Genomic DNA, 16,947 nt, shown 5'->3' on the forward strand with positions numbered 1-16,947 from the left:
ACTGCGGCACAAGCGACACGGGCACGCTATGGCCCACCCTGTCCCCACGGCCCGAAATCCCCTGCGATCACTCAAAAGTGCGAGGTCAGGCCAACGCTTCGAGGAACTCAAGACGGTTCCCCACCGGATCCCACGAGTAGAAGCGGCGGTGCCCCGGCAGGTCCTCGTCCCAGGCGACCTCGGCGTCGTGCGCGACGAGGCGGTCCGCGTACGCGTCGATGTCCCGCACGAGCAGCCCCGGATGCGCCTTCGTCGCGGGCCTGAAGTCCGCCTCGATGCCCAGGTGCAGCCGCACGGCCCCGGCCCCCGCCTCGAACCAGCAGCCGCCGCGCGCCGCGAGCACGGGCGGCTTGGGCGTCTCCGTCATGCCGAGGACACCGACGTAGTAGGACCGCAGCTGCGTCTCGCTGCCGGGCGGCGCCGCGAGCTGGACGTGGTCGACGGCGTGCAGCATCAGGCCCCCTTGCGCGCCACGGCGAACACCCGCCGGAACGGGAAGACCGTGCCGTGGGCCGTCGCCGGGTACGCCTTGCGCAGCAGCTCGCGGTAGTCGGCGAGGAACTCCTCCGTCGCCGCCGCGTCGTCCGCGAGCGCGGTCAGGACCGGGCGCAGGCCCGTGCCCTTGACCCAGTCGAGGACGGGGTCCTCGCCGGTCAGGAGGTGCTGGTACGTCGTCTCCCAGGCGTCGACCTCGCAGCCGAGGCCCGCGAGCCGCTCCAGGTACGCCCCCGGCGACAGCACCGCGTCCGCGTGCCGCAGCAGTCCGGCGAGCCGCCCCCGCCACCGCTCGGACTCGCTGAGCTCCCGCATCAGGACGTGGCTGGGCGCGTCGAAGTTGCCGGGCACCTGGAAGGCGAGCGTGCCGCCGGGCACCAGCGCGCGGACCCAGGCGGGGAAGGAGTCCGGGTGACCCGGGACCCACTGGAGCGTCGCGTTGGAGAGGATCAGGTCGTACGTCCCGGGGGCGGGCGCCCAGTCCGTGGCGTCGGCAGGTGCGAAGTCGAGGCGGCCCCCGCCCTCCGTGGGGCCCGCGAGCCCGGCCGCCCGCTCCAGCATCTGCGGGGAGTTGTCGAACCCGGTGATGTGCGCGGCGGGCCACCGCTCGGCGAGGAGCCGGGTGACGTTGCCGGGGCCGCAGCCGAGGTCGGCGACGCGCGGCGCCCGTCCGGTGTCCGGCGGTTCGGGGACGCGGGCGAGCAGGTCCACGAAGGGCCGGGCGCGATGGCCCTCGTGGCGCAGGTACTGACGGGGATCCCAGACGGCAGCGGACACGGTGGCCTCCTCGTGGACATGTGGGCGCCGTCCCATCCTCGCCCCCGAGATATCTTGACGTCAAGAGACTTCATGTCGAGGGACCCCCTACACTGATCGCCATGGAGGACGAGGTCGATCGGCTGGTCGCAGCGTGGCGCCGGGAGCGCCCTGACCTCGACGTGGAACCACTCGAGGTGCTCAGCCGCGTGAGCAGGCTCGCGCGGCACCTGGACCGCGCCCGCAGACTCGCCTTCTCCGAGCACAGCCTGGAGCCCTGGGAGTTCGACGTCCTGACGTCGCTGCGGCGCGCGGGCGCGCCCTACCAGCTCTCCCCCGGCCAGCTGCTCACCCAGACCCTGGTGACCTCGGGCACGATGACGAACCGCATCGACCGCCTGGCGAAGAAGGGCCTCGTCGAGCGCCTGCCCGACCCCAGCGACCGGCGCGGCGTCCTCGTGCGCCTGACCGGCGAGGGGCAGGACCGCGCGGACCAGGCCCTCGCCGGACTGCTCGAACAGGAGCGGGCGATCCTCGCGGAGCTCTCCCGCGCCCAGCGAGGCGAACTGGCGGCGCTGCTACGCCAGTTGACCGCCCCGTTCGACAACATCCCCGGCTAGGTCGACCGGGCCGACCCCGGCGCGGCGCGCGAGCGCGACGGCGGCGAGGGTGGAGTGGACGCCCAGCTTGCCGAGCACGTTCTGCATGTGGGTGCGCACCGTGTGCGGGGAGAGGAAGAGGCGCTCCGCGACCGCCTTCCTGCCCAGGCCCGCCACCATGCAGCGGAGCACCTCGCGCTCGCGCGGGGTCAGCGACTCCACCAGGCGCTCGGACTCGGTGCGGTGCTTGCGGGCGGCCGTCAGCTCGCGCAGCACGCCGGTGAGCAGCGCGGGCGGCAGGTGGGTCTCGTCCCGCAGGACGCCGCGTATCACCGTCAGGAGCCGGGACAGGGAGCAGTCCTTGGCGACCCATCCCGATGCGCCCGCCTGGAGCGCGAGGGCCGCGCGGCGCGGGTCGTCCTTCTCGGCGAGCACCACGGTGCGCACGGCGGGCTGGCCCGAACGCACGCCCGCGACCAGGGAGATGCCGTCGACGAGCCCGTCGGCGTTCCCCTCCTGGACCGGGACGGCGGGGCGGGCGCCCTGCAGCGCGCTCGCGGTGCTGCCGAGGTCGGCGTCGACGAGCAGGACGTCGAATCTGCGCCCTTCGGTGATCGCCCGCTCCAGACAGCGCAGCGCGGCGGGACCACTGCCCGCGGCGGATACGTCCACGTCGGGCTCGGCCGCCAGCGCGGCGGCCAGCGACTCGGCGAAGATGCGGTGGTCGTCGACGACCAGGACTCGAATGCGAACCACAGAAACCCCCTTCCCCACGCTCCTGCAAGGAGCCGGGGATACCCCGTCCGAAGACCGTCGGGCCCGAAGACCGTCGGGGAGCGATCGGCGCGGGCACGGCGCCCGGAGCGGGGTCGACGCGGTCGCACGGCCGCCGCCGCGCCCTGACCACTGGCCCCCACAACGTGCTACCGGGCGTCGTACCCGACTGTCTCGCCCCCTGATCAGCGCCGGCCCCCACCGGCACTGTTCTTCAGAGTAGAGCCGGACGCCCGGAGCGGAAGCTGATTTGCAGAACTGATTGGCCAGCGCGTTTATGGTGAGCCGTATGTTTCGTATTGAGACAGGAGTCGACAAAGAGCGGCTTGGTCTGCTTCGTTCGCGGCTCAGGGAGACCAATGACGCGGCGTCGCCCGTGCTCCGCGCCCTGCGCGGCACCCCCGACGACCAGGAACTACCGCTGGCGGTCTGGGCGTTGGACGAGGCGGGCGGCGTCGCGGCGGGGCTCGCCGCGCACACCTGGGGCCGCTGGCTGCACGTCAACCACCTCTGGGTGGCCGCCCCGCACCGCGGCACCGGCCTCGGCTCGCGCCTGCTCGACGAGGCGGAGCGCGTCGCCCGCCAGGACCGGGGCTGCGTCAGCTCCCGCGTCGAGACCTGGGACTTCCAGGCCCCCGGCTTCTACCGGAGCCACGGCTACGAACTGGTCTGCGTGATCCCCGACTACCCCGAAGGCGTCAAGGAGTTCACGCTCACCAAGAAGCTGGCCTGAGCCTCGGCCCAGGGCTCCCGACCGCGCCTCAGACCTCGCGGCGCGCGCCCGGCGACGCCACCGCGGGGAACACCCGCGGCGCCGTGTACCCGGCCGCCGCGAACGCCGCCTCGACCGACTTCGTCACCGTCTCCGCCTCGGCCGCCTCCACGAGCAGGAGCGCCGAGCCGCCGAAACCGCCGCCGGTCATCCGGGCACCGTACGCACCGGCCGTGTTCGCGGTCTCCACCGCGAGGTCGAGTTCCGGGCAGGAGATGCGGAAGTCGTCGCGCAGCGAGGCGTGCCCCTCGGTCAGGGCGGGGCCGATGCCGCGCACGTCGCCCGCGTCGAGCAGCCCGATGATCCGCTCCACGCGCTCGTCGTCCGTGACGATGTGGCGTACGTAGCGACGGACCTTCTCGTCCGTCAACCGGGCCAGGGCGTCGCCCAGTTCGGCGTACGGAACGTCCCGCAGATGGGAGACGCCGAGGGCCCGCGCGCCCTCCTCGCAGCCCGCGCGCCGCTCCGCGTACGCGCCGTCGCCGAGCTCGTGCTTCACGCGGGTGTCCACGACCAACAACCGCAGGCCGTGTGCCGCGAGGTCGAAGGGGACCTGGCGTATGGACAGGTCCCGGCAGTCCAGGTGCAGGGCGTGGCCCTCGGTGCAGCAGGCCGACGCCATCTGGTCCATGACGCCGCACGGCACGCCGACGAAGGCGTTCTCCGCACGCTGCGAGAGGACCGCCAACTCCGGCCGGGAGAGCCCGAGTTCGAACAGGTCGTTGAGGGCGAGCGCGGTGACGACCTCCAGGGCGGCCGACGAGGAGAGGCCCGCCCCCGTCGGCACCGTCGAGGCGAGGTGCAGGTCCGCGCCGCCTACCGGGTGCCCGGCCGCCCGCAGCGCCCAGACGACACCGGCCGGGTAGGCCGCCCAGCCGCCGTCGGACAGCGGCGTCAGCTCGTCGATGCGCAGCTCGACGACGGGGGCGTCGATGTCCGCGGAGTGCAGCCGCAGGACGCCGTCGGTGCGCCGGGAGACCGCGGCGACGACCGTGTGCGGCAGGGCGAGGGGCATCACGAAGCCCTCGTTGACGTCCGTGTACTCGCCGATGAGGTTGACCCGCCCGGGCGCCGACCAGACGCCGTCCGGCGCGTGACCGTACAACTCCGTGAACTGCTCGGCTACTTCGCTGACCGGCGCCATGAGCCCCCTGCCCTCCGTGAATGAGTTATGCCGTGCGCCGGGCGAACGCCCAGGCGTCGGCGACGATGCCCGCGAGATCCGCGCGGGACGGCTGCCAGCCGAGCTTGTCGTGCGCGGTGGCGGCGGACGCGACGAGGACGGCGGGGTCGCCGCCGCGGCGCTCCGCGAGGACCTCGGGGATCGGGTGCCCGGTGACCTTGCGGACGGTCTCGATGACCTCGCGCACGGAGAAGCCGTTGCCGTTGCCCAGGTTGCAGATGAGATGTTCGCCCGGGGCCGCCGCCTCGACCGCGAGGAGGTGCGCGTCGGCGAGGTCGGCGACGTGGATGTAGTCGCGCACGCAGGTGCCGTCGGGCGTCGGGTAGTCGTCGCCGAAGACGCTGATCGCCTCGCGCCTGCCCTGCGCGACCTGGAGGACGAGCGGGATGAGGTGCGACTCGGGGTCGTGGCGCTCGCCGAACTCGCCGTAGGCGCCCGCCACGTTGAAGTAGCGCAGCGAGACCGCGGCCAGGCCGTGGGCGGCGGCCTCGCCGGTGATCATGTGGTCGACGGCGAGCTTGGAGGCGCCGTACGGCGAGGTGGGGGCGGTCGGGTCGGTCTCCGTGATGGGGGTGCTCACGGGCTCGCCGTAGGTCGCGGCGGTGGAGGAGAAGACGAGCTTGCGCACGCCCGCGTCGCGCATCGCGGCGAGCAGCGCCATGGTGCCGCCGACGTTGTTGTCCCAGTACTTCTCGGGCTTGGCGACGGACTCGCCGACCTGCGAGAAGGCGGCGAAGTGCAACACGGCGTCGTACGAGGAGTCCAGCCACTTGGCGGCATCGCGGATGTCGCCCTCGACGAACGTGGCGCCGCCGGGGACGCCCGCGCGGAAGCCGGTGGAGAGGTTGTCGAGGACGGTCACCTCGTGCCCGGCCTCGATCAGGTGCTGCGCGACCACGCTTCCGACATAGCCCGCGCCACCGGTGACCAGGTACTTACCGCTCATGAACTCGCTACCTCTCGCAGTCGCTGGGCCGCGGTTTCCGGCGGCACGTCGTTGATGAACACGCTCATGCCGGATTCGGAACCCGCGAGGAACTTCAGCTTGCCCGAAGTGCGGCGGATCGTGAAAAGTTCGAGGTGCAGGGCGAAGTCGTCCCGGTTGACCCCGTCATGTCCCTCGAGGGGGCCGAAGGGCGCCTGGTGCCAGGCCGCGATGTACGGCGTCGGCGCGGGCTCCCCGAAGATCCGGTCGAAGCGCTTCAACAGTTCCAGGTAGACCTGGGGGAACTCGGTGCGCGCGGCCTCGTCGAGCGCGAGCAGGTCGGGCACCCGGCGCTTGGGGTAGAGGTGCACCTCGTAGGGCCAGTGCGCGGCGTACGGCACGAAGGCCACCCAGTGTTCACCCTCCAGGACGACCCGCTCCCCGGCGCGTTCCTCGGCCAGGACGTCGTCGAAGAGGTTGCGGCCCTGTGTCGTCTCCTTGTGCGCGGCGAGCGAGCGGAGCATCAGGTCGGTGCGGGGGGTGACGAAGGGGTAGGCGTAGATCTGCCCGTGCGGATGCCCGAGGGTCACGCCGATCTCGGCGCCCCGGTTCTCGAAGCAGAACACCTGCGCCACGGAGGGCAGGTGGGACAGCTCGGCGGTGCGGTCGGTCCAGGCGTCGAGGACGAGCCCGGCCTGCTCCTCGGTGAGGTCGGCGAAGGACGCGTCGTGGTCGGAGGTGAAGCAGACGACCTCGCAGCGGCCCGCGTCGCCCGCGAGCGAGGGGAAGCGGTTCTCGAAGACCGCGACGTCGTACGCGGAGTCCGGGATCTCGCTGGAGCGCCCTTCGGCGGAGGGGCAGAGCGGGCACTCGTCGGCGGGCGGGTGGTAGGTGCGGCCCTGGCGGTGCGAGGCGATGGCCACGCTGTCGCCGAGGAGCGCGTCCCTGCGGATCTCGGACGTGGTGGAGACGGGGCCGAGCGGCCGCCGGTCCACGGCGTCGCGCACCGCGTCGTCGCGCATGTCGTAGTAGATGAGCTCACGACCGTCGGCGAGACGGGTCGAGGTCTTCTTCACGTCCGGGGCTCCTCATCACCCACCCAACAGAACCGAACATAACAAATCACAAGCCAACAGCCCCGTCAATGCCCGGGTCGGGCCCGGGATCCCTGGGGTTCCCCAGGAGGGCTCGATCACAATCAAACAAAGAACACCAACAGAACTGTTCAGTTATTGAAGAAGGGGGCGTAGGTTCCGGTCTGATCAGTTCGCGCAACGAAGCGAGTTCCCCATGCAAACCCTGGCCGAAGGGCTTCGGCTCCCCACCAACGGGCTCGACTACACGATCCTGGCGATCTACTTCGTGGTCGTCCTCGGCATCGGCTTCGCCGCCCGGCGCTCGGTGAAGACCAGCCTCGACTTCTTCCTCTCGGGCCGCTCACTGCCGGCCTGGGTCACCGGTCTCGCCTTCGTCGCCGCGAACCTGGGCGCGACGGAGATCCTCGGCATGGCCGCCACCGGCGCGCAGTACGGCGTCGCGGTCGTGCACTGGTACTGGATCGGGGCCATCCCCGCGATGGTCTTCCTCGGCCTCGTGATGATGCCGTTCTACTACCGCAGCAAGGTCCGCTCGGTCCCCGAGTTCCTGCTCCAGCGCTTCGACAAGTCGGCGCACCTGCTCAGCTCGGCGCTCTTCGCGTTCGCGGCGATACTCATCGCGGGCGTGAACCTCTACGCCCTCTCGATCGTCGTCGAGGCGCTGCTCGGCTGGCCGCAGTGGGTGGCCATCGTCGTCGCGGGCGCGTTCGTGCTCGCGTACATCACCATCGGCGGCCTCTCCTCGGCGATCTACAACGAAGTGCTCCAGTTCTTCGTGATCCTCGCCGCGCTCATCCCGATCTGCGTCATCGGCCTGAAGAAGGTCGGCGGCTGGGACGGTCTGACCGGCTCGATCGAGAAGCAGCACGGCGAGAACTTCATGACCGCCTGGGGCGGCACCGGCATCGGTGACGCCAACCCGCTCGGCGCCAACTGGCTGACGATCATCCTCGGCCTCGGCTTCGTGCTCTCCTTCGGCTACTGGACGACCAACTTCGCCGAGGTCCAGCGCGCGCTGTCCGCGAAGAACCTCTCCGCCGCCCAGCGCACCCCGCTGATCGCCGCCTTCCCGAAGATCTTCATCGTCTTCCTGGTGATGATCCCCGGCCTGGTCGCCGCCGTCCTCGTCCCGAAGATCGGCACGGCCGGTTCGGACCTGACGTACAACGACGCGATCCCCTACCTGATGCAGGAGCTGCTGCCCAACGGCGTGCTCGGCATCGCGGTCACCGGGCTGCTCGCCGCGTTCATGGCGGGCATGGCGGCGAACGTCTCGTCCTTCAACACCGTGTTCACGTACGACATCTGGGCGAAGTACGTGGTCAAGGACCGCGAGGACGGCTACTACCTGAAGTTCGGGCGGCTCATCACCGCGATCGGCGTGCTCGCCTCCATCGGCACCGCCTTCATCGCCTCGTCGTTCTCGAACATCATGGGGTACCTCCAGACCCTGTTCTCCTTCTTCAACGTCCCGATGTTCGTGGTCTTCATCATCGGCATGTTCTGGAAGCGCGCCTCGATGAAGTCCGGCGTGTGGGGCCTGCTCGCGGGCACCAGCGCCGCGATGGTCAACTACTTCTGGATCTACAAGCAGGGCGTCATCGACATCCCCACCGACCAGGGCGCCAACTTCGTCTCCGCGATCGTCGGCTTCGTCGCCGGTGCCGTGGTCATGGTCGTCGTCACGCTCTTCACCGCGCCCAAGCCCGAGGCCGAACTGGCCGGTCTGGTCTACGGAACGGCCTCACCGGGCCTGGAGGACGAGGGGGCGGAGGCGGGCGACGACGCCTGGTACCGCAAGCCCGCGCTGCTCGGCTGGGGCGCGGTCGTGCTCGCTGCGCTCTGCTACCTGCCGTACTCGCTCTAGCCCCTCTCGTCCTGATCGGAGGACCGAAGAACCATGTCCGAACTGCAGAACGAAGTCTCCGAGCTGGAGCGCAAGTCCGCGACGGCCGCCCGTCTCTTCGACATCCGGCGGATCATCGGCGGCCTGTTCGTGGTGTACGGGATCATCGTGACGATCGCGGGAATCACCGCGTCCGACGCCGACCTGAAGAAGGCCGAGGACATCAACATCAACCTGTGGACGGGCCTCGGCATGCTCGCCCTCGGGCTCTTCTTCCTCGGCTGGCTGTGGCTGCGCCCCACGGTGGTGCCCACCGAGGAACCGGCCGACGAGTAGTCACTTCCCCTGCACGGGGCTCGGGTTCACTGCGTGGGCTCGGGCCCCGTCGGCCTTTCCACGTCGTTCGCGTACGTCGCGGCGGGGCGCTCCGCGCGGTCCAGGAGCCCCGTGCGGGCGGCGAGCGCGGCGGCCTCGAGGCGCGAGCCGACGCCCAGCTTCATCAGGACCCGCTGCACGTGCGTGCGCGCCGTGCTCGGCGCGATCCCCATCCCCGCGGCGATAAGGCGGGTGTCCTCGCCGTCCGCGACCCGCACCAGGACCTCGACCTCGCGCGGCGTCAGCATCTGCAACAGGCGCTGCCCCTCGTCGTCGGGCTGCGCGGCCGGATTGAGCAGCTCGCTGAAGGCGCCTTGCAGCAGTTGGGGCGCGACGGCCGCCTCGCCCGCCCGCGCCTTCATGATGGCGCGCTCGACCCCTTCGATGCGCTCGTCGTGGCGTACGTATCCGGAGGCGCCCGAGGCGAAGGCCGCCGCGATCCCCCGGGGGTTGGGCACCGGGCCGAGGACCACGACCGCCACCTGCGGACGCTCCCGCTTGATCTTCACCACCGGGTCGAACATGCCCGGTTCCGCGGGCGTCGCCGTGCCCAGGAGACAGACCTCCGGGGCCCTGCTGATCACCAGCTCCGCCGCTCCCGCGGCGGGCGCGGCCGCGGCGAGCACCCGGTGCCCGCGCAGTTTCAGCGCCGAGGCGAGTGCCTCGGCGAGCAGTCGGTGATCGTCGACCACCATGAGCCGCACACCCATAGCAACCCCCCAGTTCCCCCACTGATCCCCTGATCCACCGGCCGCCTCGATCTCCCGCTTCCCGTGGATCGCGGGCCCCCCGGCCCTCCATCCCCCGGAAGCTACACGCTTGTTCGACGTTGCGCGCCCCCTACCGGCCAGAAGCGGCCCGGAATGCCGAAATCCCTGCCATTCGGGGGCTATTGGGGGTACTGCGCGGCGGGAAGTGCGCCGGGTACGACAGCGGCCGCGCCCTCCTGGTGCGAGGGCGCGGCCGGGCCGTACTGAGGGGCTATCGGGAGCCCGCCGGGATCACTGCGCGAGGAACCCGATCGCCATGTACTCCTTCTCGTCCTTGGAGAAGGGCTTGCTCAGGAGCTTCTTGCCCAGGAACAAGTGGCCGTTTCCGTAGAGGAGTTCGTTGGACTGCGGGACCATGCCGCTGATCGCGCTGGTGACCGCCTCCGACCCGGGGGTCTGAAGGAGCTTGGTCTCCTTCATCGTCTTGCCGTCGAGCGAGACGACCTGCGCGCCCCGCTTGTAGCCGTGCGACTTGTAGGCGAGGACGTTGGGGCCGTCCATGCGGATCGGGAAGATCTCGCTCTCGCCCGCGTCGGCGCGGTCACTGGTGGGCTTGCCGGTGGCCAGCGAGAAGGAGACGATCTCGTTGGTCTGGCCGTAGCTGTCGCCGCCCGCGTCGTGCGGACGGGTCGGCACGTAGAGCCGGTCGTTGCCGACCGCGATCGAGCTGCAGTCGTTGACCTTGTTGACCTCGCAGTTGTGGTCGTACTTCTTCTCCTCCAGCGAGATCTTGGCGCGCAGCTTGCCGTTGTTGCCGAGGGAGAAGACGTCCGTCACGCCGGTCGCGGTGATCTCCGTGGTGTCCTGGCCGAAGACGACCGGGTTGGTGGAGATGATCTTGGCGTTGTCGACGCCGGGCGCGATCGGGTAGGTCCACTTGTCGTCGCCGGTCTTCGGGTCGAGGAGCTGGATCTTCAGCTTCTCGTCGCCGTACGTACCGCACTTGCGGACCGCGACGAGCTGGTCGCCGCCCGCGTAGCCCACGTCCTTGCACTGCCCGACCTTGGGCTTCCACAGCGACTTGCCGGTGACGTCCCAGGCCGCGCCGCCGTTGCTGGTGCCCGCACCGGCCGCGATCGTCGTGCCGGAGATGGTGACTTCCTTGAACGTCGCCTTCATGCCGCTGCTCTCGACGCTCTCGGTCCAGAGCTTCTTGCCGGACTTCAGGTCAAGCGCGGAGACGTTGGTGCACTGCTGGTAGTCGCCCTTCTTGTTCCGCTTGGCCTCCTCGGTGACCACGGCGACGATGCCGTCCTTGGTCACCTCCCGCGAGATCGCGCAGGTCATGCCGGAGAGCGGGATCGACCACTTCTTCTTCCCGGTGTCCGGGTCGTAGCCGTTGAACTCGTTGATGCCCGACTTGCCGTAGACGTCGTCGGTGAGGACCGAGCCCGTGGCGTTCCAGATCTGGTCCTTGGGGATCTCCGGCTGGGGAAGCTGCGTGACGATCTTGGCCGCGGGGTCGGCGGGCGCCTTCTCCTTGGCCGGACCCTGCTCGGGCAGCGCCTGGCCGTCCTCACCGGTCTTCTCGCCGCCCTTGCCGCCCTTGCCGTCCTTGCCGCCGGACGAGCCCTGCGAGCTGGCCTCGGTGTCGTCCTTCTTGGACGAGGAGTACCAGAAGCCACCGCCGACGATCAGCGCGATCGCGGCGACCGCCGCGGTGACGATCATCATCTGCTTGCTGAACTTCTTGCCCCCGCCGGAACCGTCGCCGGCGGGCCCCGGCTGCATCGGCATGGTGGGCGGCTGCGGCTGGTACTGCTGCTGGTACTGCGGCTGCTGGTACTGCTGCTGACCCGGGTAGCCGTACGTCGGCTGCGCGCCCTGCTGCGTGGGCTGGCCCGGGTAGCCGTAACCGGGGGCCTGCGGTGCCTGCGGGTAGCCGTAGGTGGGCTGCCCCGCGGGGGCGGCGGGCGGTGCCGCGGGCGGCGGGGTGGCCGGGGCCTGCGGAGCCTGCGGGGGCTGGCCCTGCGGCGCCGGAGGCTGGGCGGGCGGCGGCGTCTGCGGGGCGCCGAAGCCACCGGCCGGGGGCTCCTGGGGCGCGCCGAAGCCACCCGCCGGGGGCTCCTGGGGCGCGCCGAAACCCTTCGGAGGCTCGTTCGGTGGCTGCTGGGGCGGTGGCGGCTGGGTCATAACGTCGTCTATTCCTTGGGGACGAAGAGGGGTTGCTGAGCGGCGGAGCGGGTCACTTGCCGTAGGCGAGCATGAGCTTCTGCTGGCCCGTGGATCCCGTGATGCTGGTGGTCGAGATGTAGAAGCGCCCGTCCACGTAGTCGACGTCCTTCGAGTAGAAGCCGCTCTCGATCTTGGAGGTGCCGCTCGGGTTCTGCAGAAGGGTCTTGGGCGTGTGCGAGCCCGAGGCCGCGATGGAGACGACCCGCCCCGGGGAGGTGTAGGACGGAGTGACGTACGCGACGAGAGAGCCGTTCTCGACCTTCAGCGGGAGCATGCTCTCGTCCACCGGGGACTTGGTCCGCCAGGCTTCCTTGCCGGTGGCCAGGCTGAACGCGACGATCTCGTTGCCACCGGACTTCCCGTTGGTCGGCAGGTACAGGTAGGAGTCGTCGGCCGTCACGCCCAGGCAGCCGTCGAGCCCCCGGTCGAGGATCGAGGAGCCGCACTCGGGCATGAACTCGTCCTTGCTGATGACCTCGGAGCGCGTCGCGTCACTGCCCTCCTTGAGGACGGAGATGTTCCACTTCTTCTTGTCCCCATTGGTGAGGTACACGACCGTGGGACTGACCGAGTAGACCTTGTTGACCTTCCAGCCCTTGGGGAACTTCTTGGTCCACAGGGCCTTGCCGGTCTTCGGGTCGAGCTGCTGCAGCTCGTCGTGCTCGGTGGGCGTGCTCGCCCCGCAGGAGAGCGCCATGAGCAGCTTCTTGCCCCCGGCGAAGCCACTGGGGAAGCAGGCGCCCTCGTCCTTCTTCTCCGCGAGGAAGAGCTGCTTGCCGTCGCTCATGCGCAGCGCCGTGCCCGACTGGTCGCGGCCGACCATGAGCGTGTCGCCGACGAAGGCCAGGCTGCTCTGCATGGAGAAGTCGAAGAGACCTTCCTCCTTGACCGGCTTGCCCCAGCCCTTGGCACCCGTCTTCAGGTCGATGACCTGGAGCTGGTTGCACTTGGCGTCGCTCTTCACCCCGTCCTTGAACGCGATGACGATCTTGCCCTTGTCGCTGGCCTGCTGGGTCGCGGCGCAGATCTTCTGCGGGAAGGTGATCGTGGGCCACGCGACCTTGCCGGTCTTGACGTCGTACGCCGAGAGCTCCTTGTACGCGGCCTTCACCGCGACATCGCCTTCGACCCACATGCCGGGGGCGTCACCGCCGGAACCGGGGACCTTGGGCGCCTCCTTGTACCAGAGCACCTTGGCCTCGCCGGGCTTGCGGCCCTCGTTGAGGTCCTCCTTGCCCTCCTTGCCGTCACCGCTGCCGTCGCCCGGATTGACCGGGGCGGACTCGGTGGGCTTCGGGTCCTTCTCCTTCGCCACGGACTTCTTCTCGTCCCCGTCGTCACCGCCGACGACGGCCCAGGTGACACCGCCCGCGACGAGCAGCGCGGCGACCGCGGCCGCGACGATCACGATCAGCTTGCGCTTGCCGGGGCCGCCGCCGGAGCCGGCCGGGGCGGGCGGCGTTCCGGGGCCGCCGAACTGCGGCTGCGTCGGGGCCTGCGCGTAGCCGTACTGCGGCTGGGTCGCGTAGGGGCCGGGCTGCTGCGGCGGGTTGTACGGACCCGGCTGCTGCGGCGGGTTGTAGGGACCGGCCTGCTGCGGCTGGCCGTACGGGCCGGGCTGCTGCGGGGTGTAGGGACCCGGGGCCTGCGGGTAGCCGTAGCCCGGCTGGGGCTGGCCGGGAGGCGGCCCCTGCGGCGGCGGGCCCGCGGGTGGCTGTGGCGCCCCGCCGGGTGGTGGATCCTGCGGAGCTCCGAAGCCGCCGTGCGGCGGCTGGTTGGGCGGCTGAGTCATCAGCGCTTCCCCCTTCACTGATTTTCGGCACGCCAAATGGTGCTCTCAGGTCAGCATTTCTATCACCCTGACCCCGTACCACACGGGGCCGGTCCTCCCCCTGTTCCCAAGGGAGGACCGGCCCGTGATGCGTCCGTTACGCGAGCTCCACGGGAGCTCTACGCGTCCTCCGCCAGCTCCAGCCAGCGCATTTCCAACTCGTCGCGCTCGCCGATCAGTTCGCGGAGCTCGGCGTCCAGTTTGGCCACCTTTTCGAAGTCCGTGGCATTGTCGGCGATTTGGGCGTGGAGCTTGGTCTCCTTCGTGTTGACCTTCTCCAGCTGCCGCTCGATCTTCTGCAGTTCCTTCTTGGCGGCGCGGGCGTCCGCCGAGGAGACGGTCTTCGTCGCGGCGGGGGCGCTGCGCACGGGGGCGGCGGCGACGGCCGACTCGGCCATCCGCTGCCTGCGCTCCAGGTACTCGTCGATGCCGCGCGGCAGCATCCGCATCGTGGCGTCACCGAGCAGCGCGAACACCTTGTCCGTCGTCCGCTCGACGAAGAACCGGTCGTGGGAGATCACGACCATGGACCCCGGCCAGCCGTCGAGGACGTCCTCCAGCTGCGTCAGCGTCTCGATGTCGAGGTCGTTGGTCGGCTCGTCGAGGAAGAGGACGTTGGGCTCGTCCATGAGCAGCCGCAGCAGTTGCAGCCTGCGCCGCTCGCCGCCGGAGAGGTCGCCGACCGGCGTCCACTGCTTCTCCTTGTTGAACCCGAAGGTCTCGCAGAGCTGCCCGGCGGTCATCTCCCGGCCCTTGCCGAGGTCGACGCGCTCGCGCACCTGCTGCACGGCTTCGAGGACCCGCAGCGTCGGCTTCAGCTCGGCGACCTCCTGGGAGAGGTAGGCGAGCTTCACGGTCTTGCCGACGACGACCTTGCCCGCCGCGGGCTGCACCTCGCCCTCGCTGCGCGCCGCCTCCGCCATGGCGCGCAGGAGCGAGGTCTTGCCCGCGCCGTTCACCCCGACCAGGCCGATGCGGTCGCCGGGGCCGAGGTGCCAGGTCAGATGCTTGAGCAGGAGCTTGGGCCCGGCCTGGACGGACACGTCCTCCAGGTCGAAGACGGTCTTGCCCAGCCGCGTCGTCGCGAACTTCATCAGCTCGCTGGTGTCGCGCGGCGGCGGCACGTCCGCGATCAGTTCGTTGGCGGCCTCGATGCGGAACTTCGGCTTGCTGGTGCGCGCCGGGGCGCCCCTGCGCAGCCAGGCGAGCTCCTTGCGCATCAGGTTCTGCCGCTTGGTCTCCTCGGTGGCGGCGATGCGCTCACGCTCCGCGCGCGCGAAGACGTAGTCGGAGTACCCGCCCTCGTACTCGAAGACCGAACCGCGCTGTACGTCCCACATGCGCGTGCAGACCTGGTCCAGGAACCAGCGGTCGTGCGTGACGCAGACGAGCGCCGAGCGCCGCGCCCGCAGGTGCCCGGCCAGCCACGCGATGCCCTCGACGTCGAGGTGGTTGGTCGGCTCGTCGAGCACGATCAGGTCCGGCTCGGCGATGAGCAGCTTGGCCAGCGCGATGCGGCGGCGCTCGCCGCCGGACAGCGGCCCGATGACGGTGTCGAGCCCCTGCGGGAAGCCCGGCATGTCGAGCCCGCCGAACAGACCGGTGAGGACGTCCCTGATCTTGGCGCTGCCCGCCCACTCGTGGTCGGCGAGGTCCCCGATGACCTCGTGCCTGACGGTGGCCTCGGGGTCGAGCGAATCGTGCTGGGTGAGCACGCCGAGCCGCAGCCCGCCGCTGTGCGTGACCCGACCGGTGTCGGCCTCCTCCAGCTTGGCGAGCATCCGGATCAGGGTGGTCTTGCCGTCGCCGTTGCGCCCGACGACACCGATCCTGTCCCCTTCGGACACGCCGAGTGAGACGCCGTCGAGCAGGGCACGGGTGCCGTACACCTTGCTGACTGCCTCGACATTGACCAGATTGACGGCCATTTCTCTCCTGACAGGGGGGATGGATCGATCCTCAAGCGTAGTCGCCCGCGCGGACCTCTCCGCTGCGGTGGGTGCGCCCGCGGCCCGCGCGCTCCACGAGCAGCCACCCCGCGAGCGCCATGCCCACCGCGGCAGGCGCCGTCACGTGGACGGCGACCAGCATCGCCGTACGCCCTTCGAGGAGGCCGCCGAAGCCGACCATGGAGAGGCCGAGCACGCCGAAGAGGCAGAGCGTGACGCCCACGGCGGCGGCGGGGCCCGCGAGGCCGGAGGGCGCGGCCGCCCGGTCACCCAGGGCGCCCGGCCGCTCGAAGCGCCGGAAGGCCGCGACCAGCAGCGCGGTCAGGACCGCGGCGGCCGCCATCCGCACCGGGACCTGCGCCCACCACGCCGCCGACGCCGGTTCCGGCAGCGGGACGTCGAGGGCGAGCAGCGTCCCGTATACCCCGAGCATCGCCGTGAGGTGCCACAGGAACGCCGTCATCGAGACGCCGTTGGCGGCCACCACGCCACGCCACACCTGGGGCCTGGCGAGCCACCTGGTCGCCGGGGCGCGCAGCAGCTCGACCGCGCCGACCAGCCACAGGCCGTGGCAGAGCAGCGCGAAGGTGGGCGGCGCCATGTTCGAGACGCGCTCGCCCGGCATGCCGACCATGGAGAGGGGATAGGGGCCGAGCGCGACGAGCAGCGAGGCGCCCGCGAGGCCCGCGCCCGCCAGGACGTACGGCAGCCTAAGGCTCAGCCGCCCGTCCGCGCGCAGGAATCCGAGCTGGTGCACCGCGAGCCAGACGAAGGCGAAGTTCAGGAACTCGACGTACGGCACGTCGAACGCGAAGCGCGCCAGGTCCACCGCGCCCGCCGCGCCCACCAGGGCGGCGAACGCGCCCCAGCCCCACCGCTCGTGCAGCCGGAGGAGCGGCGGCGTGCAGGCGACCATGGCCAGGTAGATGCCGATGAACCAGAGCGGCTGGGCGACGAGCCGCAGCGCGATGTCGAGCAGCCCGCCGCCCTGCCCGCCGAGTTGGAGCACGAGCGCCGCAGCGCCCCAGACCCCGATGAAGACCATGGTGGGCCGGAGCAGCCGCTGGAGCCGTGCCCGCAGGAAGGCCGAGTAGACGGACCTCCCCCCGGCCCCCCGGCTCAGCGAGCGGTACGAGAGGGCGTGCGAGAACCCGCCGACGAAGAAGAAGACGGGCATGATCTGCAGCGCCCAGGTGAGGAGTTGCAGCTCCGGCACGACGGCGAGGAGGTTGCCGACCTCGGCACGGCCCTCGTCGCCGACGGTCACGGCGGCCATCAGCCAGTGCCCGATCACCACGGTGCCGAGCGAGGCGACCCGCAGCAGGTCGATGTACCGGTCACGCCCGGCGGGCGTCTTCTCGGCCAGTTCGCGAACACTTGATCCCATGTACGTACGGTCG

The 16,947-nt window shown here is 70.7% G+C and carries 15 protein-coding genes; 4 read left to right on the forward strand and 11 right to left on the reverse strand.

Annotation, left to right across the window (positions count from 1 at the left end; genetic code table 11):
- Positions 1–85: 85 nt before the first annotated feature.
- Positions 86–454, reverse strand: a complete 369-nt coding sequence (locus tag KY5_RS16850) for a glyoxalase (RefSeq protein WP_098243024.1) — start codon at positions 452–454, stop codon at positions 86–88.
- A complete protein-coding gene (locus KY5_RS16855; protein ID WP_098243025.1) occupies positions 454–1,308 on the reverse strand; it encodes a trans-aconitate 2-methyltransferase in 855 nt (284 codons plus the stop codon). The genes KY5_RS16850 and KY5_RS16855 overlap by 1 nt, the downstream gene beginning before the upstream one ends.
- Positions 1,309–1,373: 65 nt before the next feature.
- Between KY5_RS16855 and tamR the strand changes: the two genes are divergently transcribed.
- Positions 1,374–1,871: a MarR family transcriptional regulator TamR gene (gene tamR, locus KY5_RS16860; protein ID WP_098243026.1), complete on the forward strand. Its 498-nt coding sequence runs from the start codon at positions 1,374–1,376 to the stop codon at positions 1,869–1,871.
- On the opposite strand, the gene KY5_RS16865 is transcribed toward tamR, so the two are convergent.
- A complete protein-coding gene (locus KY5_RS16865) occupies positions 1,830–2,606 on the reverse strand; it encodes a LuxR C-terminal-related transcriptional regulator (protein ID WP_055544049.1) in 777 nt (258 codons plus the stop codon). The genes tamR and KY5_RS16865 overlap by 42 nt on opposite strands.
- A gap of 295 nt (positions 2,607–2,901) precedes the next feature.
- On the opposite strand from KY5_RS16865, the gene KY5_RS16870 reads away from it, so the two are divergent.
- A complete protein-coding gene (locus tag KY5_RS16870) occupies positions 2,902–3,357 on the forward strand; it encodes a GNAT family N-acetyltransferase (RefSeq protein ID WP_098243027.1) in 456 nt (151 codons plus the stop codon).
- 28 nt (positions 3,358–3,385) lie between these two features.
- On the opposite strand, the gene galK is transcribed toward KY5_RS16870, so the two are convergent.
- The 3 genes from galK to galT are packed head-to-tail and all read right to left on the reverse strand — an operon-like array spanning position 3,386 to position 6,580.
- Complete coding sequence (gene galK / locus KY5_RS16875) at positions 3,386–4,540, reverse strand: galactokinase (RefSeq protein ID WP_098243028.1); 1,155 nt, start codon at positions 4,538–4,540, stop codon at positions 3,386–3,388.
- A 25-nt stretch (positions 4,541–4,565) separates the two neighbouring features.
- Complete coding sequence (gene galE, locus KY5_RS16880) at positions 4,566–5,525, reverse strand: UDP-glucose 4-epimerase GalE (RefSeq protein WP_098243029.1); 960 nt, start codon at positions 5,523–5,525, stop codon at positions 4,566–4,568.
- Positions 5,522–6,580 carry a galactose-1-phosphate uridylyltransferase gene (gene galT, locus KY5_RS16885; protein ID WP_098243030.1) on the reverse strand — a complete coding sequence of 353 codons (1,059 nt, stop codon included), beginning with the start codon at positions 6,578–6,580 and terminating at the stop codon, positions 5,522–5,524. Before galT ends, galE begins: the two co-directional genes overlap by 4 nt.
- Before the next feature lie 214 nt (positions 6,581–6,794).
- Here galT and KY5_RS16890 point away from each other — a divergent pair, with 214 nt between their 5' ends.
- Both KY5_RS16890 and KY5_RS16895 read left to right on the forward strand, forming a co-directional pair.
- Positions 6,795–8,468: a sodium:solute symporter family protein gene (locus KY5_RS16890; protein ID WP_098243031.1), complete on the forward strand. Its 1,674-nt coding sequence runs from the start codon at positions 6,795–6,797 to the stop codon at positions 8,466–8,468.
- A 33-nt stretch (positions 8,469–8,501) separates the two neighbouring features.
- A complete protein-coding gene (locus KY5_RS16895; protein WP_098243032.1) occupies positions 8,502–8,783 on the forward strand; it encodes a hypothetical protein in 282 nt (93 codons plus the stop codon).
- 26 nt (positions 8,784–8,809) lie between these two features.
- Here the strand turns inward: KY5_RS16895 and KY5_RS16900 are convergent, their stop codons facing one another.
- From KY5_RS16900 to KY5_RS16920, 5 genes are all read right to left on the reverse strand, one after another.
- A complete protein-coding gene (locus KY5_RS16900) occupies positions 8,810–9,532 on the reverse strand; it encodes a helix-turn-helix transcriptional regulator (protein WP_234362753.1) in 723 nt (240 codons plus the stop codon).
- A 291-nt stretch (positions 9,533–9,823) separates the two neighbouring features.
- A complete protein-coding gene (locus KY5_RS16905) occupies positions 9,824–11,725 on the reverse strand; it encodes a PQQ-binding-like beta-propeller repeat protein (RefSeq protein WP_098243033.1) in 1,902 nt (633 codons plus the stop codon).
- Positions 11,726–11,777: 52 nt separating this feature from the next.
- Positions 11,778–13,559 carry a PQQ-binding-like beta-propeller repeat protein gene (locus tag KY5_RS16910; protein ID WP_098243034.1) on the reverse strand — a complete coding sequence of 594 codons (1,782 nt, stop codon included), beginning with the start codon at positions 13,557–13,559 and terminating at the stop codon, positions 11,778–11,780.
- Between the two features lie 158 nt (positions 13,560–13,717).
- Positions 13,718–15,526 carry an ABC-F family ATP-binding cassette domain-containing protein gene (locus KY5_RS16915; protein ID WP_098243035.1) on the reverse strand — a complete coding sequence of 603 codons (1,809 nt, stop codon included), beginning with the start codon at positions 15,524–15,526 and terminating at the stop codon, positions 13,718–13,720.
- Between the two features lie 31 nt (positions 15,527–15,557).
- Positions 15,558–16,934: an acyltransferase family protein gene (locus KY5_RS16920; RefSeq protein WP_098243036.1), complete on the reverse strand. Its 1,377-nt coding sequence runs from the start codon at positions 16,932–16,934 to the stop codon at positions 15,558–15,560.
- Positions 16,935–16,947 lie beyond the last annotated feature (13 nt).

The sequence above is a fragment of the Streptomyces formicae genome, from assembly GCF_002556545.1.
Classification (GTDB): domain Bacteria; phylum Actinomycetota; class Actinomycetes; order Streptomycetales; family Streptomycetaceae; genus Streptomyces; species Streptomyces formicae_A.